Genomic DNA, 26,150 nt, shown 5'->3' on the forward strand with positions numbered 1-26,150 from the left:
GTCATGCGCGGGCAATCCGCAATTGAATTGTCCGCGCCTTATTGCTACGCCCCACTTTCCAGCCGCTGGCGCTTACGAAGATTAGGGAACCACTTCATCCACAGCGCCACCACCACCAGCGTACCGATACCGCCAATGGCCGCCGCAGGCACGGCACCAAGCCAGGCGGCAAGCATCCCGGACTCGAACTCACCCAATTGATTTGAGGTATTGATAAAAATGGAGTTCACCGCGTTGACGCGCCCGCGCATCTCATCCGGCGTGTCGAGTTGTACCAGCGAGCCACGAATGACCATGCTGACCATATCACAGCCGCCCAGCGCAAAAAGCGCCAGCAGCGACAGCCACATCCAGCTCGACAGCGCGAAAACCAGCGTGGCAACACCAAACCCCGCCACACTCATAAACATGATCATCCCGACATTGCGCTTAAGCGCACGATGGCTTAACCAGAAGCCCATCAGCAACGCCCCTACGGCAGGGGCGCTACGCAGCACGCCCAGGCCAATGGGGCCGGTGTGCAGCACATCGTGAGCGAAAATCGGCAGTAGCGCCGTTGCCCCGCCCAGCAGGACGGCAAAGAGATCGAGGGAGATGACCCCTAAGACATCCGGGCGCTTACGGATAAAATCGACACCGGCAAACCGTGAGGAAAGCGTCGGCGGGGTACGCGGCGGCAGCGCCTGCTCATAGCGCAACGTCAGCACCAGCATTAACGAGAGCAGATACAGCCCCGCCGTCACCGCATAAACCACCTCCGCACCAGCCGCATACAGGAAACCGCCCAGTGCAGGCCCGACAATCTGCGCCGCCTGGCCGGATACCGCGTTGGCGGCCGTAGCACGCGGCAAAATCGAGGTGGGCACCAGTGCAGGTAGCATTGAGATCATCGCCGGTGATTCAAGAGTTTTCGCCGAAGAGATAATAAAAATCAGCGACAAGATCACCCCAACGCTGGCATCCCCTTTCCAAGTCAGCCAGGCGAGGAGCGCAATGGCCGCCCATTCCAGTATCTGGCCAAACATCACGACCCGGCGGCGATCAAACTGGTCGGCAATGTGCCCGGCGGGCAGTGCGAGAATAACGGAAGGGAAAAATTGCACCAGGCCTATCATGCCCAGCCAAAAGGCACTGTGGGTTTGCGAATAGATTTGCCAGCCAACGATGATAGACAACATCTGAAAGCCGAAGCTTGAGCTGGTGCGCGCCAGCCAGAACGAGACGAATGAGCGATGTTGCAGTAAACGGCCATCGTTGCCGGACAACAGTGGTGCCATAGAAAATCCTATAAAAGTGGTAAGCCAGGGCATGATGTTTGCCCGGCGGTGATTCCTGGTTCCCGTTTAGTGAATGCTGTAGCGCCCGGGATGCGCATAGCATTATTCAGTACATGTCAGTTAAGTGGGCCAGGTTCCGTTCACTAATGCTCATGTGAACTCTGTCATGATCAGCCTCGTGAACGGGTAAAGGGGGCCACCGCGGCCCCCTGCATAATCCCCGCAGCCCCATCGCTGTTAGCCCCGCGTTTCATTGCGTCCAAAATGGCTGTGTCGTGAACGGAACCTTTCCTTCTCGCTAATATAACGTCCCTTCTCACTCTTATTAATGCCCCGCCGCTGGCGCTGCCCCCGGCGCACCGGCGCGAATAAACGGCGGTTTCGCAAACCAGATAATCACCACCAGCACCATAAACCCCCACCCCAACAGCCAGAAATAGTCGATGGTTGACATCATATAGGCCTGCTGTTCGATGGTTTTATCCACTGCGGCAAGGTGCTGCTGCGTGACGCCACCCATCTTATTGAGGTAATCCATGGCAGGCGGGTGATACACCGAGACACTCTCGGTCAGATTCGCATGGTGAAATACCTCACGCCGCGACCACAGCCAGGTCGTCAGTGACGAAGCAAAAGAACCTCCCAGCACGCGGAAGAAAGTCGCCAGACCGGAGCCTTCCGCCACTTCATTGCCGTGCAGATTCGACAGCACAATCGTGGTGATCGGCATAAAGAACAGCGCCACACCGATACCCATAAACATCTGCACTTCGGCGATAGTACGAAAATCCACGCTGGTGTTGAACTGCGCACGCAGCAGACACGACACTCCCATGGTCAGGAACGACAGCGACGCCAGAATCCGCAGATCGACCCGGTTGGCATAACGCCCCACGATAGGCGTAAGCAGCAGCGGCAGGAAGCCCATCGGCGCCGCCGCCAGCCCCGCCCAGATCGCGGTGTAGCCCATCTGGGTTTGCAGCCACTGCGGCAGAATAATGTTGATGGCAAAGAACGCCGCGTAGCCGAGCATCAGTGTGGTGGTGCCGATGGCGAAGTTGCGGTCGGCAAACAGCCGCAGGTTCACAATCGGATGGCGCTCGCCAAGCTCCCAAATCACAAAGGAGACCAGCGCAATAGCTGAGATCACCGACATAACAACGATCTCAGTCGACGAGAACCAGTCGAGATCGTTGCCTTTATCCAGCACCACCTGTAACAGACCCACCCCCAGCACCAGCAGCATAATGCCGATGTAATCAATGGGGGCGTGCGTGGTGGTCTCCTCACGTTCGCGCAACTGCGTCCACACGACGATGGCCGCAAAAATACCGATCGGCACGTTGATATAGAAAATCCACGGCCAGGAGTAGTTATCGGTGATCCAGCCCCCGGTAATCGGCCCGACAATGGGCGCCACCACGGTCACCATCGACAGCAGCGCCAGCGCCATGCTGCGCTTGGTAGTCGGGAAGATAACCAGCAGCAGCGTCTGGCACATCGGGAACATGGGCCCGGCGAAAAACCCCTGCAGCGCACGGAAGATAATCAGCTCGGTCATGCTATGGGCAAAGCCGCACAGGAACGAGGTCAGAGTAAAGAGTGTGACCGATCCGACAAACAGCTTCAGTTGTCCAAAGCGCCGGGTAAACCACCCGGTCAACGGCAGTGCGATGGCATTACAGACTGCAAACGAGGTGATAACCCAGGTGCCCTGGTCCGAACTCACGCCAAGGTTGCCGGCGATGGTCGGCAACGCCACGTTGGCGATGGTGGTATCCAGCACCTGCATGAAGGTCGCCAGCGACAGCGCAATGGTGGCGAGCAGCAGGCTGGGTGGCGTAAAGGCCGCCTTATCTTGCATAACGCCCCTCTTAGCGGCTGTTTGCCGCTACAGACTGACTGTTGTCATGAAGGATTTTCGCCACCATCTGATCGGCTTTATCCAGCGCGTTCTGGTACACATCGGTGGTAAAGCGCGGTGCTGCGACCGTTTTTTGCGGCAACAGATGGCCTTCGGTGTCGCGGATATCCACTTTGGCAAACATCGACAGCCCGACACGCAGCGGATGTTTCTCCATATCGTGCGGGTCGAGGGTAATACGCACCGGCAGACGCTGAACGATTTTGATCCAGTTGCCGCTGGCGTTCTGGGCTGGCAGCAACGAGAACGCACTGCCAGTACCAATACCTAAGCTCTCAATGGTGCCCTGGTATTCAACTTTATCGCCGTACAGGTCGGCGGTCAGGACTACCTTTTGTCCCAGACGCATGGTGTTCATCTGGCTCTCTTTGAAGTTGGCATCCACCCAGACCTGATCCAGCGGGACGATCGACATCAGCGTCGTGCCGGAGTCAACACGCATTCCCAACTGGACGGCGCGTTTCGCCACAAAACCGCTGACCGGCGCCACAATGGTGCTACGGGCGTTATCCAGATAGCGCTGGCGCAGGGTTGCCACCGCGCTTTTGATTTCCGGGTGGCTGTCGATGACCGTGTCATCCACCATCGCCAGGTTGGTACTCAACGCCTGTTGCGCCGCCGCTAAATCACTTTGCGCCGTGGCCACAGCATCGCGATAGTGCGACATATCTTCTGCCGCAATCGCCCCGCTGGCAAAAATCTTCTGTCGACGCGCGAAGTCGTTCTGCGCGGTTTGCAGGGCCACTTTTTTCGCCGCCACCTGAGCGCGGTAGTTGTCTGCGGTGCTGTACAGACCACGGACCTGACGCACGGTGCTGGCCAGGTTGGCTTCCGCCTGTTGCAGGGCAATTTGCGTGTCGCTTGGGTCGAGCAACACCAGCGGCTGGCCTTTGGTGACGTAATCCCCTTCATCAACGGCGACCTGGGTGACTGTTCCGGCAATTTGCGGGGTCAGTGTCACGAGGTTGGCATTAACGTAGGCATCGTCAGTGGTTTCGTAATAACGGGCATACAGGAAGTACCATGCCAGGCAACCGGCGGCAATAAGCACCAGGATTACCAGCAGTATGGCGAAGTTGCGCTTACGTTTGCTGGGTGCGCGTTCTGGTTGTGCAGATGAATTTTGCATCTTTATCGTAACCTTATTCAGGACAACTTAACGATGGGGTTTGGTGGCCTCGTCTGGCAGCATTTTGATCAATAGCTGTACCAGCAGGCGGGATTCTTCTGGGGTCAGACGGGCAGTCAGCGAGCCAAGAATGGAAGACAGCGCTTCGTTCTGAAAGCGATCGCAAATTTTCTGCCCTTTCTCAGTCAGCGCCAGGATAACCTGACGTTTGTCTTCTGGATTGGGGGTGCGCAGGATCAGTTCGCGCTTCACCATCCGCTCGAGCATCCGGCTCATGGCCCCGGCATCCATCAACAAATTTTTGCTGACTTCAAGCGGGCTGTTGAAACCTTTGTAAATGCTGATCAGGACTTTAAATTGCGCAGCGGTGATATCCGTGTCGGCAAAAAAGTGGCTGATAAGCTGGTCTTTAAACTGGTTCGCCAGATGAATCAGTAAGCCGAGATGGAGCTTAGGATTAGGGGTATCTGTAACGTCTTTCATGTTATTTGCCTGGTCAATAATTACAAATGAAATTACTGACCAGGCAAATGTTTGTCAACGTGGTGTCAGCAAAAGAGCACAAATCTATACATTCTGAATGGTGCGTTTCGCGCCGCTGCGCTTATAGCCGGATACTGTTGCGCCGTTTTCGGCGGTCCGGCGGGTCGATTTGCAGACGTTTCAGGGATTCAGTGATAAACAGACAGGAGACAGCGCCCAGGATTTCATTCGGTGACATATTGATGGGGATGCACCACCCGATTTTGCCGAAGCCTTTGGCAAAGAACGCAATGCTCATCACTACGGCCACGTTAGAGGCGACATCGTTGGACAGAATAATGGATTGACCGTTTCTTCCCGGCGGGGTACGACCGCACTCTTTGTAGGTAAACGTCCGCTGAGTGCCAGGCGCGGACGTTTGTAAGTCCACACTGTATCGACGTTAAGGGAGCAGTTCAGCACATTACCCTTGGCATAGTCCGGTACTGATTTGAAGGGGCTGTTTGGTTGAATTAAAAATACGAACTAAAACCAACAAGAGTCGGAAAAAACTTCAAAATGCTGCTTATGGATAATAGTCATCTTAAAAATGTACGGAAAAAGAGACTAAAATCAGAAAAACATCTGTTATACATTGACTTAAAGTCATCATCTCCGCTATGAGTCCTCAATCCAAGTTGACAAATGTTTAGCCAGGAGTTCCCGTGAACGAGCATCTCTCTCATATGGATGTACATACCTTGTTTGAAGAAATGGACGAGCAGGCTGATGGAATAACGCTTAAATACTCATTTGATGACATAGCAAAGAGCAACGCATTGGTTGTCACTGAGTTTGTCAATTTTGAGCGTGACAGCACAGTAGCTTTACTCTCCAGCCTTCTTACTCTCCCGGCACACCAATCTCAGTGTTTGCGCTTCGAGGTCCTAGCGAGCCTTGCACTTATTCACTGCAAAGGTCAGCAGAAAGCAAATATCGATGACGTGAAACGCTGGTATGTCGCTATTGGAGAGTCGAGTAATATCGTTGGAGAAGATCCTGCTGAGGACGTCTTCGTCACCCTTGTTGATAATAAAAAAGGTGATTACCGTGTGCTAGAGGGGGTTTGGGAGGCAGCAGGTTTTTATACACAATTAATGGTCGAAATTGTATCCGACATGCCGGATACGCACCGCTATCGCTCACTGAAACTCGCTATACAGGCAATTCTCCGTCTCTCAGATGCTATTTGTGCTCGCTCTGGCCTTCATCGTTTTCAGGAAGGCGCAGACGAATTCCCTGACTCTCTTGACACCGCTGGTCTTGATGAGAAAGAGCTCTGTTCAAGGATAACGTTGTCCGAGCGTTCTCTTCGAGCTGAGGGGATCAAACTCTCTGACTTAGCACCTTTCATTCTTGAACCCTCTCATATAAGCATGCTTGGAAATCAGGTCCCAGGGGAGGGAATGCTTGAACAACGGCCATTGCTCCGCACACGCGATGGTATTGTGGTTGTACTTCCTACCGCCATGACCATTGCAATTCGCCAGGCAGTTATAAAATTTGCAAAGCGCACCGAAGAATTGAGCGGACTAGACAAAGCATTAGCTAACGCCTATAGCCGTACCTTCTCCGAGATGCCAGTCTTCGGCAATGGCAGAAGGTTAAGAAGACTGACATGGCAGAAGCACAAAATGAGCCGAACAACGATGGTAACCTCCGTCGTGGATGCTGGTCATTTGATGGTACTTCAGTTCGTCTTGCCTTCCATACAGCAATACGCCGATACCCGTTTCAACAGCTTGCTACAGCTAGATGAGGAGACCACGCAATTTCTAGATAACTCTGTTGAACAAATTACAGGTGACCTCGCCACACAACCCGGCTTTCAGCGTGGCATAGTCGTGCGCGTAGAATGTGGGTGGGGGGCGGGTTTTTTGGGTATGCCTCCCCAACTGCCAGATGGTTGGCAATTTGAATGGATGTCTGGTGCGGACTTTGTCCGGTTCGGGGCATTACCCGATATGTCACCAATTGCCTTCTGGCGTGTGCAAGACGCAGTCGAAACGATCAGGCAAGCTGGTGTTCGGTTCATCAATATGAGCGGAACTCTCAATCTTCTTGGATGGATACGCGCCAATGATGGCCATATGGTTCCTCATGGCCAGTTACCAGATGACCGTATCACGCCGGAACATCCACTAATGTTAATGATTCCCACGAATTTACTCCGTGATATACGAATAGCGGCAGACACAGGATATGACCGGCATCGCATTAGTGACAACAATGGTAAATGGCATCGAGTAATGAGGCCTTCTGCAGAAGATTTCTTTCCCACCGAGCGTGAGAGCAAGTGCTACGCATCCATAGATGATCTTAAAGCGCAGCGGCTGACCTGTGTATATGAGGGGCAGGGTAATCTTTGGGTAACGCTTGAAGCCCCAGAAATGGAAGACCGGATGCTCATCGTTGAGCTTGCCAAAATGGTTCAAACATGGATTGGGCGGATTGGAGAGGCACTGGAGGTCTTGAGTAAGCAACAAATAAAAAAATCATTAAAGGTGTATCTGCATTTTGATGGTAACGACAATATTGACCGATTTGATGGAGAGAAATTTCCTGATGATATGAATACATTTTGGCGACTTGAGCGAATCCATGAGCATGGGGCGATTCGCGTGGTTCTGCAAGATGGGTATCTTGCAGGTTTTCGTCTACCGGATAACCGTGCAGAACGAGCTCTGGTGCGCGCACTCGGTACGGCGTTTGCCACACTTCTTCGGATGAAAGAACCAGTGGGCAAAGGGGTAGCTGTTGAGCAGATAGCGGTGCCCAATGACAGAGCGCGCAGCTTCCACATAATGCAGGCTTATGACTTCAACCAATATTTAGGCCGTTCACTAACTAAACGTCTTTTAGCTATTGAAGATATCGACTCAGCCGCAGCCCGAATTGAGCTAGCATGGCGTGCTGTTTCGACAGATGCACCATCACGATATCAGGGTAAAAAGGCAGTTGGAAAGCTCCTTAATGATGTGGTTGATGTGCTGATCCAAGACTTACTAAGCGAACTTTCAAGATTTGACCGTAAACAGACAGTAATGCGATTACTTGAAAACGTTGTAAAGGCACGTTGTGAAGAGGCGCACTGGCGTAGTACTGCAGCAGCGGTCCTTGGCTTGCATGCAGGAGAAGAGGCTGTCGAAGAGACGATAGCTCAAGAAATGAGCCGTTATGCGGGCGCAGCGTTAACTTCCCGGCTAATCATTGAACTTGCCATCTGTGTGTGCCCGACAAGCGGTGGAATTGAACCTTCTGATATGGCACTCAGTAAACTTCTTGCACGGGCATCACTGCTTTTTCGCATAGGTGGTATGTCAGATGCCGTACGTTTCGGTGCTTTGCCTGCTGATATTCGCATCTCCCCCTTAGGTGATCTCCTCTTTCGCGATGAACTCGGCAAAATGGTGCTTGAACCAATGCTTTCAAAAGTTACTAACGAACGGTTTGAGGAACAAGCGGCACAATTCGAGCAACACTATGTGAAAACTGCCGGAGGGGATGATGAGAATAGCAAACAAGATAGTGTTGCGGCTGAAACCACCGAGGACCAAACCGATATTTTCCTTGCATTCTGGAAAGCAGAAATGGGCTTCACTCTCGAGGATGGAATGCGATTTATCCAGTTCCTTGAGTCCATCGGAATAGAGCAAGAATCAGCAATCTTCGAGATGCGAAGAAGCCAATTAGCGGATGCTGCTAAATCGGCTGGGCTCGCAGATGAAACTATTGATGCGTTCCTCAACCAGTTTATCCTTAGCGCGCGTCCGAAATGGGATGTAGTGCCCGATGGATTTGACCTTTCTGATATATATCCCTGGAGGTTTGGCCGACGCCTTTCAGTTGCTGTACGTCCCTTGTTACAGATTGAAGAGAGTCACGATCCACTAATTGTTATCGCACCAGGACTCTTGAATCTGTCCCTTAAATACGTTTTCGATGGCGCATACACTGGGCAATTTAAGCGTGACTTCTTTCGCACAGAGGGTATGAGAGACACTTGGTTAGGTGGAGCGCGGGAAGGACACACATTCGAAAAAACTTTGGAGAGAGAACTTCGTGAAACAGGCTGGACAGTTCGACGTGGCATAGGCTTTCCTGAAATTCTTCGCAGGAATCTACCAGGTGATCCGGGGGATATTGATCTTCTTGCCTGGCGCTCAGACCGCAATCAAATTCTCGTTATCGAATGTAAGGATCTCTCACTTGCTCGTAATTACTCAGAAGTTGCCTCGCAACTATCTGAATATCAAGGTGATGACATAAAGGGCAAACCAGATAAACTCAAGAAACACCTTAAACGCGTATTACTAGCCAAAGAAAACATCGATAATTTTGCCAAGTTCACTTCGATAGCGAATCCCGAGATTGTATCGTGGCTCGTTTTCAGTGGAGCATCTCCCATTGCCTATGCTCAATCCAAGATTGAGGCTTTGGCAGGAACTAATGTTGGCCGCCCAAGTGATCTTCTGAACTTTTGATAGATATGCTGTGCGATAAGACGCCCTGGCAACTAAGTTAATCGTTCCTACTACTGACAGTTTTAAATCAAGGATGATCTTATATGCTCAAAATGATTTTTTTTTGCACCGAGAGGAAAACAGACAAAATTGCTGACATCACGGCGGTCAGCGCGTTCAAAAACATATATCCCGTTTTAGATTTCAAGGGGTATAAAAATCATGGCACAAATTACTCATTACGGAGGGAAAACCCCGGGAGGTATAAACACTTTCCGAGGCACAGTGTGCCCTCACCTTAGACGGTTGCCAGCAGATGTTGAGCTGTACGCGTAGCCAGAAGTGATGAATTGCCAGCGCTGGAGAGAATAATCTGAACGTCCAGACGAGCGATTGCATTGACACTGGCATGGTGTCAATGAAGGTTCGCTCTGTGCCAGGAGCGGAACTTGCTTACATCATGCTATGTTAGTTTGCTGGGAGCAGGTCAAAGATGTTCACCGCGCCTATGCTTCAGCAACACCTTCCAGAACTTTTCAAGGAATAGAGAAATGGCTCGTAAGTATGTTTATGGTGATAAACCAATCCGCACAACAACCGCTGAGATAGTTGAAAACGAGTTTGCTGGAAAGGCTACGGCTGCTCAGGTCGATGCAATTTTAAAGAAAAGATTTCCACATTACAAAGACAATACTTATTTGAATCTGATAGTTAACGCAGTTAACTGCAATCGTGGTCACTGGAGTTTTAACAGGACTGCCAGACGAACAGATGATGCCACCCATCGCCACCATGAATATGATCGACTTTTCAAGCGCGGAAACGTTTTCGAGGTCTATGATTCCGCACTTCATGGTGTGTTTGAAATCTATGAAGCTTCAGACGGCAAATGGCTAACACGTCCGGTTAAAAGTGAGTTTGAAAAGGCCATAGAAACAGCGTCTCAACTTACCTCAGAACAACGTAGAGAGAAGCTAGCTACAGCCAACACCACGCCAGAAAGGGTCATTATAAAGAGCTATACCTTCAAGCGTAATCCCCTCGTTGTAGCAGAGGTATTAGCCTTAGCTGGAGGTAAGTGTCAAAGCTGCCTACGTGACGCACCATTCAAGCGGGAAGATGGTAGACCGTATCTTGAAGTGCATCATGTGGAGTGGCTTGCTAACGGTGGAGAGGACTCTGTTGAAAATGCTATTGCACTCTGTCCGAACTGTCACCGCGAAGCACACTACGGCACGCTTGTGTTGAAGCCGACTAACATTAAGTAGTCTTCTTATAAACCTCAACGTCTGCTCCTCGCTCACAGCGGACATCGATCTTCGCGCCGGTCCGCTCAGTGCCAAAAGCAGAAGTTGAAGAATCATCTTTGCGAGCAAAATATAACAATACTTTGATGGCGCAGCGGGCATCACTACCTTAAAAGATGATATGTAAGAGGGATTGATTGAAGTCTGGAATCCGGACGTGGGTTTATCGATGATGGAGCCGAGTTGAGGTATACGATATGAAGAGGCCAATAGTGCACAAAAATGATCGTCTGCCAGCGCAGAGAACAAACCTCTCTACACCTGAAGCACGGCAGCGCGTTATCAATGGACTTGCTACGACGGCTAAAGCTGACTTCGTCTCCTTAGTTCACTGGCTGAAAGTAGGTAAACAGAATGGTGAACCTATTCCATTAGCTAAATGTGAAAGTCTTCGCATCGTTATTCTTAACCTTCAGACCCTTAAAGCCGGTGTACAAACCGACTGGAAGCAGCTGCTCCAGTTGATGGAGAAAGAAATCAAAAAAAGCCATGAACTGAAAGCCTCAGATCCTGCTCCATCGCAGATTGTTACTGGTGTTCTGAGGAATCTTAATGGCATCAGCGAGAAGATAGCTTCGGGTAATGCTAATCCCGAGATGCTTGGCAGGCTCGAAAATATGCATAAAATGGTTGCCAACCTTGAGGGCGGTGAGGATCTGCTTAATAGCATCAGCATACTAACCCGAAATGCACAGGATACTTTGCGTGGATATAGCAAGAAGCAGCCGAATTCAAAAATTAGGAAGCCTGAAAAAGTAAATCCTACACTTCGTGACGAGCAATCTTTCCGGGCCGAGTGTGCCCCTTTGATAGGGGAAAGCGATATTTTCATAATCGCGAGTTGCCTTATTTCTATGTCGGCGCGGTTGGGACAGTCCCCTGTCACTCTAGCTAAAAGAGCAGTTGCTTTAAAAGGTGTCATCAAAACTGAGTTTTTGCCCGAACTGCTTGAGTTACTTCAGCAGGATGTAGAGTTGAATGTCCTAGTGCCGCTTCCCAGAGTCAAAGATGACAATACTCGTAGTGATGGGGGTAAGCTTGTTGGGTTGACAGGGGTCGTTGAAGGAGGTTCGTCAATCGGTGTGGAAGCGCAGCGAATTATTACCGCAGAACTTAAAAAATTCGCGCATATCTCTGGAGTTCAGCGCATTTATCTGGATACAGCTCGTTTAGGACTGGCTTTGGAAAACGATACGTTTAAGGTTATCGAGGAGGTTAAACGCATCGCTGTGGTGCATGACTGGAGCCCATTATCCGTTGCAGCGTATGCGACTAATAAAACGCCTGGTATCAGACCAGAAATAGCCGGTGATGTGATTACTTTACTGGCACAGGATGAGACTCTTTCAGCGACCGTCAGACGATAACTTTATTTGTATTAGCTCAGATTTGGCCTGACATAGGTGTGGCGCAGGGCCAGACTTAATCTGACAGTCCGCTCAGTGCCAGGCGCGGACATTGCTGATATTGTTACATTCGTGTCAATGGGGCACAGCGCAAAACAGTAAGTCAAAATTATAAAAGCGATGAGTACAAATTTGGTTGTGAGGCTAAGATTATTCCTCATAAAAAAAATAAAATTCAAAGACTTAAGGGCTAAATATGCAAATTGAACTCAGTTTTCTTGAAAAGATCGTCAATACAATATTTCTTGAAATGAAACGGCGTGGCATGGATAGTGTTCCGCTAGATGAAGATTTTTATTGGAATATCCCATCGGAATCCCTTTTTGACCCACATAATGAGCCGAATCAATTAGATATAGGCCAACTGGCAGAAGACTACGAAATATTAAGGCTTGCTCATTCGCAGCACAGTCTGGTGAGTCATAATTTAAAAAATGTCTCAGCATTAATGAGATTTTTATCGGAAAAATATCCATTTTGAATGCCAAAGCTGTGCTAAGTTCCTTAGTAGCATAGTTTTTTATCAATTTCTGGAATAAGATTTAATGATTAATAAGCAGTGATCCAGTAACCGAGCCTGATAATTTGTGGCTTGCTGTTCGCCAGGTAACTCAACTTCCGCTTCTCGCTCAAAGCTGTCGCTCCTAAAGGTTTTCTATATAGTGAAACGCTTTCATTAACTCATCTTCTGTAAGCGGCGAAATCAGACTTGCGCCTGTCTCTTTCTCAACCTTCATCAGTAGTTCGCTGCGGGTGATTCCCAATCTGTTCGCTACGTGGTTAGCGCAACTCCGTGCGTGCGACGCTCTGTGCGCAAGAAGGCCTTCTATGTCTAAAACTTTTCTTCTTGATGACGAATGTGACATTGATTCCTCCTTTAATCGAAATTGCTGTCCACTCATGCATGATGCGATAAGAAAAACAACTGATGTTTCTTGCCTGCTTCTACCGGGAGTAAACCGTAAGCACAACTTCGTAAATCAAAATAGCTGAAGTTGATGGCAGCGTCCGCCCCTCGCCCATAACGACCTTATCGTTTTTATGCTTTTTCAATAGCTTTACGCCCAGGACGTTTTTTCGTCCCGTTCATTATTTGTTCTCTGTTTCATCATAAAACGATCACACGTAATCCCCGTAATGTTGGGCATTCTCGTGAAAAATCTGGATGACACATGAACAGCGCACTGGCAGAACACCCGGAAACCCTGGCGCCCTCGTCGCACCACTTGCACAGCGCCCCGCTGCATAAAGTGCTGAGCGTCAAAAACGTAAGCAAATCCTACAACAGCCATCAGACCGTGTTGCAGGACATTAGCTTTGACCTGCACAGCGGTGAGATGGTCGGCGTGATTGGCCGCTCCGGCGCCGGTAAATCCACCCTGTTGCATGTGCTCAACGGAACGCACAGCGCGACATCCGGTGAGCTCCTGAGTTTCCCCGATGTCGGTCTACCGCGCGATGTTTCTCGCCTTAAAGGCCGTGAGCTGAGCCAGTGGCGCAGCCAGTGCGGGATGATTTTTCAGGACTTTTGCCTGGTGCCGCGTCTCGACGTGCTGACCAACGTGCTGCTGGGCAGGCTTAGCCAGACCTCAAGCTTTAAGTCGTTGTTCAAAGTCTTTACAGCCGAAGATCGCGCGAAAGCTATTGCGCTGCTGGAGTGGCTCAACATGCTGCCGCACGCGCTACAACGTGCGGAAACCCTCTCCGGCGGTCAGATGCAGCGCGTGGCAATTTGTCGGGCGCTAATTCAGAACCCCTCGATTTTACTGGCGGATGAACCCGTCGCCTCGCTGGATCCCAAAAATACACAGCGCATTATGCGCGTGTTACGAGAAGTGAGTGAGCAAGGCATCAGCGTGATGGTAAACCTGCATTCCGTGGAACTGGTAAAGGAATACTGCACGCGCGTTATCGGTGTTGCACAGGGACGGATTGTTTTTGACGCCCCCCCTTCTGCGCTGACACAGGATGTTTTGCACACGCTTTATGGTGATGAAATAAGTCAACTGCATTAATTCTTCCTTCAATTGAGACGACACAGGCAATGACAATGAAAAAGCATATTTCAGGCGCATTACGTTTATCGGCATTGATGACAGGTCTTCTGCTGGCGTGGCAGGTGAACGCGGCTGAACAACCGAAGGAATTAAATCTGGGTATCCTCGGCGGGCAGAACGCCACCCAGCAAATTGGCGATAACCAGTGCGTAAAAGACTTTCTGGACAAGGAACTGAGCGTCGACACCAAATTGCGTAACTCGTCTGACTACTCTGGCGTTATTCAGGGCTTGTTGGGCGGCAAAGTCGACGTAGTGCTGAGCATGTCGCCTGCATCGTATGCCTCCGTCTATATCAACAACCCGAAAGCGGTGGATATTGTGGGCCTCGCCGTGGACGATAAAGACCAGTCGCGCGGCTATTATTCTGTGGTTATCGTCAAAGCAGACAGCCCGTATAAGAAACTGGAAGACCTGAAAGGCAAACCGTTCGGCTTCGCTGATCCGGATTCCACCTCTGGCTTCCTGATCCCGAACCAGACGTTCAAACAGCAGTTCGGCGGCACTGCCGACAACAAATACAACAACTTCTTCTCCAGCGTCACCTTCTCCGGCGGCCACGAGCAGGACATTCTGGGTGTACTGAACAATCAGTTCGCGGGCGCAGTAACCTGGACTTCCATGGTCGGCGACTATAACTCCGGCTACAGCGTGGGCGCGTTTAACCGCCTGATTCGTATGGATCATCCGGATCTGATGAAACAGATCCGGATTATCTGGAAATCACCGCTGATTCCGAACGGCCCTATCCTGGTGAGCAATAGCCTGCCGGCTGATTTTAAAGCCAAAGTGGTCACCGCCATCAAAAAACTGGATACCGACGACCATGCCTGTTTCGTCAAGGCGATGGGCGGCACCCAGCACATCGGTCCTGGCAGCGTGGAAGATTACAAACAGATTATCGATATGAAACGTGAGCTGGTGACCGCACGTTAATTCGCACTCACATGCGTTAAAAAAATAGCCCCTGGCTGAACGCCCGGGGCTTTTGTTCGAGTGTTGTCTCCGCCTGAGACCGGTTAGCCATGAACACGAATACGTCGTTTGAGCAGTATTACCAGAACATCAGAATGCGCCAGAAACGTGACACGGTCGCCTGGTCGCTTGTCTTACTCGCACTCTATTTTACGGCCGGAAACGCAGCGGAATTTAACCTGAACACCATCTGGCATTCACTGCCGAATTTCTTCGACTACATGCGGGAGACCATGCCGACGCTGCATGTATCCACGCTCTTTGCCGACAGCCACACAAAGGGGTCGCTGGCCTACTGGGGCTATCGCCTGCCTATCCAGTTGCCGCTTATCTGGGAAACCCTGCAACTGGCGCTGGCAGCCTCGCTGGTATCGTTTGTCCTGGCAACGGTATTCGCTTTTTTGGCGGCAGGTAACACCTGGTCGCCGCCGCTGGTCCGTTTTGGTATCCGTGCGCTGGTGGCATTTTTACGTACGATGCCGGAACTGGCGTGGGCGGTTATCTTTGTGATGGCGTTTGGCATTGGCGCGATCCCCGGTTTTCTGGCGCTTATGCTGCATACCGTTGGTAGTCTGACCAAGCTCTTCTACGAAGCGATTGAAAGCGCGAATGACCGCCCCGTGCGCGGTCTGGCCGCCTGTGGCGCGAGCCATTTTCAGCGCGTCCGCTTCGCCCTGTGGCCACAGGTAAAGCCCCTTTTTCTCTCCTATGGGTTTATACGCCTTGAGATCAACTTCCGCTCCTCCACCATTCTGGGGCTGGTGGGCGCTGGCGGCATCGGCCAGGAGTTGATGACCAATATCAAACTTGACCGCTACGATCAGGTCAGTATCACGCTACTGCTGATTATTGTCGTCGTTGCGGCACTGGATACCCTGTCTGGCCGTCTGCGCCAGTGGGTGCTGGAGGGTGGAAAATGAGTCACTGGCAGGCCGCACCCGATGTGGCATTAAGTCGTCAGCAACATAAGACGTTATTTCAGGCGCAGGGGCGTTATTTGCGCCGTCTTGGTCTGATTGCCCTGGCGGGGTTGCTCTATTACGTCTGGTTTTTTGCCCGGTTCGGCATTCCCGCCGATCAGGCACTCAACGGCATCACGCAAATTGGCCGTTACATCCTGCGTATGTTTGTATGGCATGACTTTATGCACTGGCCGTTTCGCTACTACTTCACCCAAATTGCCATGACGCTCGCCATTGTCTTTGCCGGGACCCTGACCGCCACCTTTATCGCGCTGCTGCTCTCCTTCTTTGCCGCACGTAATATTATGAAAGGCGGTATCGCCGGAGTGGTGGCGTTTTTGATGCGTCGCCTGTTCGATATGTTGCGCGGTGTTGATATGGCTATCTGGGGGCTTATCTTTGTCAGGGCCGTGGGGCTTGGGCCACTGGCCGGGGTGCTGGCGATCATCATGCAGGACACCGGATTGCTGGGGCGTCTGTATGCGGAAAACCACGAGGCGGTGGACCGCTCACCCGCACGCGGGCTGACGGCTGTCGGTGCCAGCGGTCTGCAAAAACACCGCTTTAGTACCTTTACCCAGTCTTTCCCCACGTTTCTGTCGCTCAGCCTCTACCAGATTGAATCGAATACCCGCTCAGCGGCGGTGCTGGGCTTTGTCGGCGCGGGCGGGATCGGCCTGATTTACGCCGAAAACATGCGCCTGTGGAACTGGGATGTGGTGATGTTTATCACCCTGATTCTGGTGGCGATCGTGATGGCGATGGATGCGGCGTCCGCCTGGCTGCGACGCCGCTATATCACTGGAAAGCCGGTTCCGCTTTATAAAGCGCCGTAGCGGTTTAGTCCAGACGCCAGTTCAGCACCGGCCAACGGTGCTGTTCTCCCTGGGCGGCGAGCTGTGAACAGGGATTGACCAGAAAAACCTCGTCGGCACGCAGACACAGGGGCAGATCATTAATTGAATCGGTGTAAAACGTCAGCGGACCATTGGCTTGCGGATGCGCGTCGAGCCAGTGGTGAAGGCAGGTGATTTTGCCTTCCTGATAGCTCGGGGTGCCGTCGATGATGTCGGTATAGCGGTCGTTATCCATTTTAACCTCAATACCGATGGCGTGCCGGATGCCCAGCACAGGCGCGATTGCCTTCACCAGCAGGCTGACGGAAGCCGAGATAATCAACATCGGCTGGTGTTGCGCCTGTAATGACTGGATAAGCGCGAGCGCCTGCGGGTAAATACGCGGACGGATGTCGGTTTGCACACAGCGCGCCACCAGTTGGTCAACGTCATCACGGCTGAGTCCGATGAGCGGAGAGAGGATCAGCGCAACGTATTCCTGCAAATCCATCTCCCCTCGTGCGTAATCGAGCATCAGGCGTTCTTCATGCAGCAAATATTCCGGGTCGCTGACATACCCTTCGCGGACCAGAAAACGGCTAAAGATGGTGCTGCTGTCGCCATCTATCAGCGTATTGTCCAGATCGAATACGTAAAGCGGTTGCGACATTGTGGCTTCCTTTTTATCCGTTTTGGACGCACAGACTGACAAAAATATATGACATCACGATGTTGAGCGGCGCATTTTTTATGCATTGAAAAATGGCGATTTTACAAAAACAGGCACACGCTTGTGATCGGGGCAATACCGCTTTGTACCCGTCTTGATCAATGATGAGTCAATAAGAGTCGTTTTTATTTTAATTCCCCACAAACGGTGTTGCTTATAAGAAAGGAATTGGCTATCAAATCTGTAGATTCATTCAAATACCTCTAACTGGAAGCAGTGTATATCGTAACGAGACTCACTAGTGCAAATGGAGCCAGATATGAGCATGTCAGAAGATACGTCCCCGGAATCCTCCGCAGGCAAATGCCCTTTCCATGAAGGCGGCGCAAAACCCGCGAAGAAAAGCAGTGTCACCACCAACCGTGACTGGTGGCCAGAGCAATTGCGCGTGGACCTGCTTAATCAACATTCCAACCGTTCCAATCCTTTAGGCGAAAGCTTCAATTATCGTGAAGAGTTTAAAAAACTCGACTACTCCGCATTAAAAGCCGATATCAGAAAAGTGCTGACCGACTCTCAGGAGTGGTGGCCTGCTGACTGGGGTAGCTATATCGGGCTGTTCATTCGTATGGCCTGGCACAGTGCCGGGACCTATCGCACCATTGACGGACGCGGCGGTTCAGGCCGCGGGCAGCAGCGTTTCGCTCCGCTCAACTCCTGGCCGGATAACGTGAGTCTCGACAAAGCACGCCGCCTGCTGTGGCCAGTGAAACAAAAATATGGGCAGAAGATCTCCTGGGGTGATTTGATCATCCTCGCCGGTAACGTGGCGCTGGAAAACTCAGGCTTTCGCACCTTCGGTTTCGGCGCTGGTCGTGAAGATGTCTGGGAGCCGGATCTCGACGTCAACTGGGGGAATGAAAAAAACTGGCTTGAGCACCGTCATCCGGAAAGCCTTGCCCAACAGGCCATCGGCGCCACCGAAATGGGGTTAATTTACGTCAACCCGGAAGGCCCGAACGCCAGCGGTGAACCCACCTCCGCCGGAGCGGCCATCCGTGCGACCTTTGGCAACATGGGTATGAACGATGAAGAGATTGTCGCCCTGATTGCCGGTGGGCATACGCTGGGGAAAACCCACGGTGCGGCCTCAGCCGACCATGTTGGCGCCGAGCCGGAAGCGGCGTCTATTGAAGCTCAGGGCTTAGGCTGGCAAAGCAGCTATGGCAGCGGTGCAGGTGCCGATGCCATTACCTCAGGCCTTGAAGTGGTCTGGACACAAACCCCGACCCAGTGGAGCAACTACTTCTTCGAGAACCTCTTCAAATACGAGTGGGTACAGACCCGCAGCCCGGCCGGGGCGATTCAGTTTGAAGCGAAAGATGCGCCGGACATCATTCCTGACCCGTTCCACCCGGAGAAAAAACGCAAACCGACCATGCTGGTGACGGACCTGACGCTGCGTTTCGACCCGGATTTCGAGAAAATTTCCCGCCGCTTCCTGAACGATCCGCAGGCCTTTAATGAGGCCTTCGCCCGCGCCTGGTTCAAACTGACCCACCGCGATATGGGGCCAAAATCCCGCTACATTGGCCCGGAAGTGCCGAGCGAAGATCTGATTTGGCAGGATCCGCTGCCTGCCGCCATCCACCAACCGAGCGATCTGGACATTGCCAGCCTGAAAACGGCGATTGCCGAATCGGGTCTGTCGGTGAGTGAGCTGGTCTCCGTAGCCTGGGCGTCTGCGTCCACCTTCCGTGGCGGTGATAAACGCGGTGGCGCCAACGGTGCGCGTCTGGCGTTAGCGCCACAAAAAGACTGGGAAGTGAACGCGACAGCGGTCAAAGTTCTGCCAGTACTGCAAGAGATTCAGCAGGCATCCGGTAAAGCTTCGCTGGCCGACATCATCGTACTGGCAGGCGGCGTAGGTATTGAGCTTGCGGCTGCCGATGCTGGCGTGAAAATCAGCGTGCCGTTCACACCGGGCCGCGTTGATGCCCGTCAGGATCAGACCGACGTTGAGTCGTTCAAATGGATGGAGCCGCTGGCCGATGGGTTCCGCAACTATCGCCGTGTGGCAGATGAGATGCCGACCGAAACGCTGCTGATTGATAAAGCCCAGCAGTTGACGCTGACCGCGCCGGAGATGACCGCTCTGGTCGGTGGCCTGCGTGCGCTGGGTGCCAACTACGACGACAGCCGGCATGGCGTCTTCACTGACCGCGTTGGCGTGCTCAGCACCGATTTCTTCGTGAATCTGCTGGATATGCGCACCGCGTGGAAACCGGTTGATGAGAAAGCTGAGCTGTTTGAAGGCCGCGACCGGGCCAGCGGCGAAGTGAAATATACCGCTACCCGTGCCGATCTGATCTTTGGTTCTAACTCGATTCTGCGTGCGCTTGCCGAGGTGTACGCCAGCGACGATGCCAAAGAGAAGTTTGTCGCTGACTTCGTCGCCGCATGGACGAAGGTGATGAATCTCGACCGTTTCGATCTGCAATAACCGACAACCCGGCGAGACCTCTCGCCGGGTGTTTATTCGCTTAAAAAGAGATACGGTTTTTCACTGTGTGGGTGCTGCTCCACCCGCACATCCGCCTGATACCATTTTTCGATGATCGATTTCTGAATAACCGTCTGCGGCGTGCCCTGCGCCACCAGTTTTCCCTGATGTAAGAGCAAAATCCGGTCTGCCCACAGCGCCGCCAGGTTCAGGTCGTGAAGCACCGTACAAACGTGCAGTTTTCCGCGCCGGGTCAGGCTTTTCATCAGGCGCAGTAGCTGCTGCTGATGGTAGAGATCTAACGCTGAGGTAGGCTCATCAAGAAATAGCCACCCCTGCGGGCCATCATCCTGCCAGAGCTGCGCCAGACTGCGTGCCAGTTGAACGCGCTGCTGCTCGCCGCCGGAGAGTGTGCTATAGCGGCGACCCGCCAGTTCGCAACAACCGGTCAGCGCCATCACGCTGCGCACAATTTCACTTTCTTTGCCCGGTCCCCAGGGCGCGCGCCCCATGGCGATAATCCCCTCAACCGGCCAGTCAAACTGCATCCGGGTTTGTTGCAGCATCACCGCCCGGTGGCGGGAGAGCATCTCGGACGGCCAGTCGTGTAGCGGGCGGCCATCCAGACAACACAGCCCCTCTTTGGCCTTTAAAAACCCGGTCAGCAGGCGCAGCAGTGTCGATTTCCCCGCGCCATTAGGGCCAATCAGCGCCACCAGTTCCCCTGCTTCGAGGGTGACGGAGACATCGTTAATCAACTGGCGCGCGCCCACCCAGAGGTTGAGGTGCTCAGCCGTTAGACACTTAACCATGGGTCGCCCTCCCCTGACGGAAGATAAGCCACAGGAACCACGGCGCGCCCAGTACGCTGGTGAGTAGCCCCACCGGCATTTCCGCAGGCGCCACCACGGTGCGCGCAATCGTATCGGCAATCAGCAACAGCATCGCCCCGGCCAGCACCGAACCGGGCACCAGCGCCCGATGGTCCGCCCCCAGCCACAGGCGCATCAGGTGCGGCACCACCAGGCCAATAAAGCTGATAATGCCGCTGATGGCAACGCTGGCCGCCACCAGCAGTGCGCTGCACAGCAGCAGCAACCGCTGTAGCATGGGCACATTCACGCCGAGGTAATGCGCTTCTTCATCACCCAGTTGCAGCAGGTTGAGCTGCCCGGCCACGCGCCAGACCACGACGGCAGAGGGCACCATCAGCGTAGCGGCGACGGCAAGCGTTGACCACTGCGCCTGCCCAAGCCCCCCCATCCCCCACAAAGAGAGCTGGCGCAACTGGGCATCATTACTGATCCACGACAGCACACCCACCAGCGCGCCGCACAGGGCGTTAATGGCAATCCCTACCAGTAACAGTCGTGAGAGCGAACTGTCGCGGGTTTTACTGAGGATGAAAATCACCATCATCACCCCGACGCTACCGAGAAACGCCGCCAGCATCGGGGCATACAGGGCCACCAGAGCAGGCACCGTCAACGGCAGCACCAGCCAGCAGGCTACCGCCAGCGCCGCACCACTGCTGACACCCAGCAGGCCTGGGTCTGCCAGTGGATTACGAAACAGCCCCTGCATCACGCAGCCGGAAAGCGCCAGCGATGCGCCTACAACCAGCGCCAGCAGCACGCGCGGCAAACGGATAGTCAGCCAAATCTGGCGCAACGCTTCATCACCGCTGTGCCAGAGGCTGGCAAGCGGGAGCTGCATCGCCCCCACCGTGCTGGCCATCAGCGTTAGTCCGGCCAGCAGTACCGTCAGCCCCCAGAGATAGCGGGTCACAGGGCGCATTACGGCAGTTGCTCCGCTTTGTCACGTAGCACTTTCAGCGCCTGTGGGGTGCGAACGCCAAAACCGAGCAGCGCGATATCGTCCACGATCAGCAGTTGCTTACTGCGCCCGGCAGGTGTTTGTGCAAGACCGGGCAGTTTCCACAGATTCTCTTCGCCGCCCATGCTTTTGACGCCGTCGGCGGAAATCACCACCAGGTCCGGTTTGCTGGCAATCACCCCTTCTTGCGAGAGGTTGCGATAGTGGCTAAAGCCCTGCATCGCATTGATTAAACCCGCGGCACGAATCGCCCCGTCGGCAGCGGTCTCCTGCCCTGCGACCATTGACCCCATCCCGCCGTGGCTGAGGATAAACAGCACGCGTTTGTTAAGCGGTTGCGTCGGCAACGCGGCGATTTCGGCATCCAGTTTTTTGCGCAGTTCGGTCCCTTGTGCGGTTTTCCCGATGGCGGCGGCGACAGCGTCCACTTTCTTATCAATGGCCGCCACGTCATAACCGCCCGGAACATTGACCAGCTTCACGTTGTTCTCTTCCACTTTTTTCAGTACCAGCGAGGGCTGCGCCTGGGCGCTTGCCAGGACAAGGGTCGGGCGCAGCGAAAGGATGCCTTCGGCATTCAACTGACGCACATAGCCCACATCGGGAAGCTTTTGCACCTCGCCCGGCCAGGTGCTGGTGCTGTCGCGCGCGACCATCTGCGGCCCCGCCCCCAGCGCCCAGGCAATTTCGCTGACATCACCGCCAAGCGTGATAATCCGTTCGGCGGCGGCGCTGGCCATCAGCGGCAGCGCCGCCAGCAGCAGGACGAGTTTTTTCATGCCGCTTTTCCTTTCTCTGCCAGCGCGTCAATCTGTGAGCGCCACTGGCTCTGTTCCGGCTGGCCTTCGCTGCGCTGGCCGTACAACTGGGCGATCTGCGTGCCATCGGCGGCAAACAGCTCAAGACTGGTGACATGCCCGTCGGCGGTCGGCTTGCGGGTGATCCAACTTTCGGCAATGGTCTCCTCGCGCACATGCAGGGTGAAGGCCGGGTTGAAGATGTTGAGCCAGCCTTTCATCGGCGTCACCTTTTCCAGCGCGCCGGTAAAGATCTGCACGCACCCACGGTTGCCCACGAAAATCATGATTTCGTTACCCTCCCGCAGCACAGTATCGAGCAGTTGCGACAGCGCATCGTTACCCACCCGCATAGCGAGATCATCCCTGACCAGCCGAAAGGCCTGCTGGCGGGAAATATTGTGTTGTTTCAACAGGCCAAAGAACTGATGCACATCGGTCATTGCACGCCAGGCTTTGTCCAGCGCCGCACCGTCGGCATCCTGCGCGTAGTCAGGTGCGTCGATGGGTTGCAGCGTTAACGGCTGTACTTGCGGGGCGCTAAAGCGGGCAACCACCTCATCCCACGCGGCGCGATCGGTCTGTTCCGTGGCGTACACCTTGAGCACCGCGTCCCCCTGATGATCAAAGAACTGTATGCTCTGGCGTTCACCGTGCGCACTTGCTTCACGCACAAAAAAGGCACTGGCCCACTGGCTGATAAACAGGCGCAAATCCAGCGCCCGTGGGTTCAGTACCAGACCGGCACGCTCACTGATATGCAGGTTGGTAAAACTGCCCAGATGTTCATGAACCGCATAGTCATTGCGACAAATGCACTTCGTTTCCCCTACCAACTCAAGTGCGCTCAGGATCTCGCGCGCGTCATTGGTCAGCGCGATGGCGTCATGTCCTGTGCGGGCGTGCGTGAGTTCCGCTTCGCTTACCCCCAGTTCGCTGGCAATGTCGCGCGCGTATTTGCCCGGCGTCGCGGTTTTGATCTCCTGATACTGCTGCCAGAGTGCGGCGTAATCTTGCGATGAATGGGTCATGGGTGTGCTTCCTTTATGAGATTAAACCTCCGGCGCACAGGCCGGAGGGCAGGTTAAATGGAACAAAAATCAGAAATCGACGTTCACGCCCAGTTGCCATGTACGGCCAGGCATGACGGCCAGCGCTTTGTCGTAAGTATCCTGATTGGTGGTCTCCTCCTGGGTACGGCTGTTCAGGTAATCCCAGTATTTGCGATCGGTGATGTTATAAACGCCGCCGTGCAGTTTGACGTTCTTCGCCACCTGCCAGTACGCGGTCCAGTCCAGCAGGCCATAGCCCGGCACGCGCATGTATTCGGCGCTGGATTCGCCAAGGGACGAGCCGGTATTGCTGTAGGATTCACGGGTGGTCGCGGTGGCCTGCTTGCCTTTGACGAAGGTGGCGGTCAGCGCGGTACCATACCGTTTTGCCGGGTCATCCCAGGCCACGCCTGCAATGGCTTTCATCGGCGCCACACTATCAAGGTCGATGTATTTGTCGCCCATATAGCTCGATTTCGACTGGCCCTGCGTATAGCCGTACGCCAGGGTCGCGCTCAGGCCATTAATCTCTTCAAACCAGGTGCCGAAGTTAAATTTAGTGCTGATTTCACCGCCATAGATAAAGGCTTTATCGCGGTTTTCCGCCTGATAAATGGTGTAAATGTTGGACGGCACGCGGGTGAACTTGTCCGGGTTGCCGGTACGGGTGTAACGCGTATAGGCGATAAAGTTCTTGTAACTGTTGTAGAACAGCGCGGTGCGCAGGGTAATGCCTTCCGTCACCTCGCCTTTCATCCCCCATTCGAGATTATCGCTGGTTTCGGTTTTAAGGTCGGTATTACCCACCAGCGCATACTGCCCGCGCCCTGCATAGTTTGAGCCCAGATTCCAGGAGCCGTACAACTGGCTGGCGTTGGGGAATTCCGCCCCGCGTTTGTATTGCAGGTAGGTCATCAGGCGCGGCGTCAGATCGTACTGGAGGGTCAGCGATGGCAGCCACTGGGTGTCTGAGTTTTTGCCATACAGCGTGGACACGTCAGACTCATCCAGCACCGTGCTGTTGCTGGTCAGACTGGCGAGGTTGTCCGGCTTCATTGACTGATGCACAACGCGCACGCCGGGGATAATCGCAAAGTTACGATCGGCAAGGTCGAAATTAATCTGATCCTGGGCGAACGCCCCCAGCGTGTAGCCACGGCTATCGGCTTCCGGCTGCATAATCTCGCTAAACACACTCGGTATTGGCGACTGGCTGAACGGACGCTGTGTTTTGGTGGTGCTGGCGTTGAAACCGGCGCTTAAATCGTGGCGCCCGAGGGTTTTCGTCAGCGCGTTGGTGATGCCCCAGGTATCGGTATCGTAGTTTGAATTTACCGTCTCCATCGACAGCGTGGTGCTGTCCGGCATGTATGTCCAGTCGTGGGCTTCCGTATGCTGGTAGTAAACTTTGGTGGACATGCTGTCCAGCCAGACATTCACTGGCGTCCAGTCATCTTTCAGGCTGACACCCCAGCGACGCGTCTGGCTGGTCTGGTTGGCGTTGCCGATAATGAAACTGCCTGCGCTGTTCCACGCATCGTAATGGGTATGGTTGGTCTTGTGGTAGTAATCCAGCGTACCGGTAAATTTATGCACATCGTTCGGCTGCCAGATACCGGAAGCCAGCATCGCATCGGAGTGCCAGTTGGCCGGATAGGCGTCAATTGTGCCGCTGTTATTACGGGTCTGCTGACCGTCACGACGACTGTAAACAAAGATGCCGCGCAGGGTTTCATCGCCGCCCGCCGTCGTCAGGCCATTGTGCCAGCTACGATCCGCTGAATCATAATCCGACTGGTAACCAAAGTAGGTCTGCTTACCCGCGTGCAGGTAATTGTCTGCCGATTTCGGCTGGAACGAGACGTTGCCGCCGATAGAGGTATTGGCGGTTTCGGTGGAGGTGGCGCCAGACTGAATATCAATCCCACCGTACATATAGGGGTCGATATAATCGCGACCAATACCAAAGGTATTCAGGCCGGAGCGGCTGACATAACTGCGCCCGGTGGCATCGGGTTGCGCAATACCGTCAACGTCGATACCAACACGGTTACTTTCCAGGCCACGAATGTTGTATCCGGTATAGCCACCACGGTCAAAGCCGCTTTTGCCATTGCCGGAACCCCCGCTTGCGCCGGTGGCGCTAATAAGCGGCTCGTAGCGCATGATTGAGCCAAAGTCGTTGGCGCCTTTGTTTTGCAGATCCTCTGCATTTACCGTATGGCTGCTGCCCGCTTTCAGTATCGGTGCTGGTGCAGTAACAACCATCTCCTCGGCATTGTCCTGCCGGGTATCGGTTGCGGTGGTCTGTTTTACATGAGCATCAGCCGCCACGGCGGAGGTCTGATACAGTGCTGCGAGCAGTGAAGTCACCAGGACGCTCTTGCGAAACGGTGTCCGGGAAAGTTGCGATGTACCCATAATGTTGCAAGCCT

General features: G+C 53.5%; 20 protein-coding genes. 9 read left to right on the top strand and 11 right to left on the bottom strand.

Annotated features, from left to right (window positions below):
- Nucleotides 1-44: 44 nt before the first annotated feature.
- The 5 genes from ABU190_RS06900 to ABU190_RS06920 form a co-directional block, all read right to left on the bottom strand.
- Nucleotides 45-1,277, bottom strand: coding sequence for an MFS transporter (locus ABU190_RS06900; protein ID WP_354690839.1), 1,233 nt, complete (start codon nt 1,275-1,277; stop codon nt 45-47).
- Between the two features lie 325 nt (nt 1,278-1,602).
- Nucleotides 1,603-3,141: a DHA2 family efflux MFS transporter permease subunit gene (locus ABU190_RS06905; protein ID WP_354690840.1), complete on the bottom strand. Its 1,539-nt coding sequence runs from the start codon at nt 3,139-3,141 to the stop codon at nt 1,603-1,605.
- Between the two features lie 10 nt (nt 3,142-3,151).
- A complete protein-coding gene (locus ABU190_RS06910) occupies nt 3,152-4,330 on the bottom strand; it encodes an efflux RND transporter periplasmic adaptor subunit (RefSeq protein ID WP_125124861.1) in 1,179 nt (392 codons plus the stop codon).
- A 27-nt stretch (nt 4,331-4,357) separates the two neighbouring features.
- Nucleotides 4,358-4,813 (bottom strand): MarR family transcriptional regulator, encoded by a 456-nt coding sequence (locus ABU190_RS06915; RefSeq protein ID WP_071196112.1) that lies wholly within the window; start codon nt 4,811-4,813, stop codon nt 4,358-4,360.
- Nucleotides 4,814-4,934: 121 nt separating this feature from the next.
- Nucleotides 4,935-5,243: a hypothetical protein gene (locus tag ABU190_RS06920; RefSeq protein ID WP_354690841.1), complete on the bottom strand. Its 309-nt coding sequence runs from the start codon at nt 5,241-5,243 to the stop codon at nt 4,935-4,937.
- A gap of 274 nt (nt 5,244-5,517) precedes the next feature.
- Between ABU190_RS06920 and upx the strand changes: the two genes are divergently transcribed.
- The 8 genes from upx (at nt 5,518) to phnE (ABU190_RS06960) (ending at nt 16,857) form a co-directional block, all read left to right on the top strand.
- A complete protein-coding gene (gene upx, locus ABU190_RS06925; RefSeq protein ID WP_354690842.1) occupies nt 5,518-9,336 on the top strand; it encodes an anti-phage protein Upx in 3,819 nt (1,272 codons plus the stop codon).
- A gap of 530 nt (nt 9,337-9,866) precedes the next feature.
- Nucleotides 9,867-10,583, top strand: a complete 717-nt coding sequence (locus ABU190_RS06930) for an HNH endonuclease (RefSeq protein WP_045281728.1) — start codon at nt 9,867-9,869, stop codon at nt 10,581-10,583.
- A 236-nt stretch (nt 10,584-10,819) separates the two neighbouring features.
- Nucleotides 10,820-11,989 carry a hypothetical protein gene (locus tag ABU190_RS06935; protein ID WP_354690843.1) on the top strand — a complete coding sequence of 390 codons (1,170 nt, stop codon included), beginning with the start codon at nt 10,820-10,822 and terminating at the stop codon, nt 11,987-11,989.
- A gap of 235 nt (nt 11,990-12,224) precedes the next feature.
- Entirely contained in the window at nt 12,225-12,509 is a 285-nt protein-coding gene (locus ABU190_RS06940) for a hypothetical protein (RefSeq protein WP_107224545.1), read from the top strand.
- 691 nt (nt 12,510-13,200) lie between these two features.
- Nucleotides 13,201-14,043, top strand: coding sequence for a phosphonate ABC transporter ATP-binding protein (gene phnC / locus ABU190_RS06945; RefSeq protein WP_354690844.1), 843 nt, complete (start codon nt 13,201-13,203; stop codon nt 14,041-14,043).
- Nucleotides 14,044-14,078: 35 nt separating this feature from the next.
- Nucleotides 14,079-15,020 (top strand): phosphonate ABC transporter substrate-binding protein, encoded by a 942-nt coding sequence (gene phnD, locus ABU190_RS06950; RefSeq protein WP_107224548.1) that lies wholly within the window; start codon nt 14,079-14,081, stop codon nt 15,018-15,020.
- Nucleotides 15,021-15,109: 89 nt separating this feature from the next.
- Nucleotides 15,110-15,979 (top strand): phosphonate ABC transporter, permease protein PhnE, encoded by an 870-nt coding sequence (phnE, locus tag ABU190_RS06955; protein WP_354690845.1) that lies wholly within the window; start codon nt 15,110-15,112, stop codon nt 15,977-15,979.
- A complete protein-coding gene (gene phnE / locus ABU190_RS06960) occupies nt 15,976-16,857 on the top strand; it encodes a phosphonate ABC transporter, permease protein PhnE (RefSeq protein ID WP_071196118.1) in 882 nt (293 codons plus the stop codon). The genes phnE (ABU190_RS06955) and phnE (ABU190_RS06960) overlap by 4 nt, the downstream gene beginning before the upstream one ends.
- Nucleotides 16,858-16,861: 4 nt before the next feature.
- Here phnE (ABU190_RS06960) and ABU190_RS06965 read toward each other — a convergent pair whose 3' ends face one another.
- Entirely contained in the window at nt 16,862-17,527 is a 666-nt protein-coding gene (locus ABU190_RS06965; protein ID WP_354690846.1) for an HAD family hydrolase, read from the bottom strand.
- A gap of 319 nt (nt 17,528-17,846) precedes the next feature.
- On the opposite strand from ABU190_RS06965, the gene katG reads away from it, so the two are divergent.
- Entirely contained in the window at nt 17,847-20,030 is a 2,184-nt protein-coding gene (gene katG / locus ABU190_RS06970; protein ID WP_354690847.1) for a catalase/peroxidase HPI, read from the top strand.
- Nucleotides 20,031-20,062: 32 nt separating this feature from the next.
- On the opposite strand, the gene ABU190_RS06975 is transcribed toward katG, so the two are convergent.
- The 5 genes from ABU190_RS06975 to ABU190_RS06995 form a co-directional block, all read right to left on the bottom strand.
- On the bottom strand, nt 20,063-20,842 hold the full coding sequence (locus ABU190_RS06975) for a heme ABC transporter ATP-binding protein (protein WP_354690848.1): 780 nt from the start codon (nt 20,840-20,842) through the stop codon (nt 20,063-20,065).
- Nucleotides 20,835-21,827 carry an iron ABC transporter permease gene (locus ABU190_RS06980; protein WP_354690849.1) on the bottom strand — a complete coding sequence of 331 codons (993 nt, stop codon included), beginning with the start codon at nt 21,825-21,827 and terminating at the stop codon, nt 20,835-20,837. Before ABU190_RS06980 ends, ABU190_RS06975 begins: the two co-directional genes overlap by 8 nt.
- Complete coding sequence (locus ABU190_RS06985; protein WP_079496672.1) at nt 21,827-22,645, bottom strand: hemin ABC transporter substrate-binding protein; 819 nt, start codon at nt 22,643-22,645, stop codon at nt 21,827-21,829. Before ABU190_RS06985 ends, ABU190_RS06980 begins: the two co-directional genes overlap by 1 nt.
- Nucleotides 22,642-23,694, bottom strand: coding sequence for a ChuX/HutX family heme-like substrate-binding protein (locus ABU190_RS06990; RefSeq protein ID WP_354690850.1), 1,053 nt, complete (start codon nt 23,692-23,694; stop codon nt 22,642-22,644). The genes ABU190_RS06985 and ABU190_RS06990 overlap by 4 nt, the downstream gene beginning before the upstream one ends.
- A gap of 69 nt (nt 23,695-23,763) precedes the next feature.
- Nucleotides 23,764-26,136, bottom strand: a complete 2,373-nt coding sequence (locus ABU190_RS06995; RefSeq protein WP_354690851.1) for a TonB-dependent receptor — start codon at nt 26,134-26,136, stop codon at nt 23,764-23,766.
- Nucleotides 26,137-26,150: the final 14 nt, after the last annotated feature.

Origin of the sequence: Phytobacter sp. RSE-02 (genome assembly GCF_040578655.1) — a bacterium.
Lineage (GTDB): Bacteria > Pseudomonadota > Gammaproteobacteria > Enterobacterales > Enterobacteriaceae > Phytobacter > Phytobacter diazotrophicus.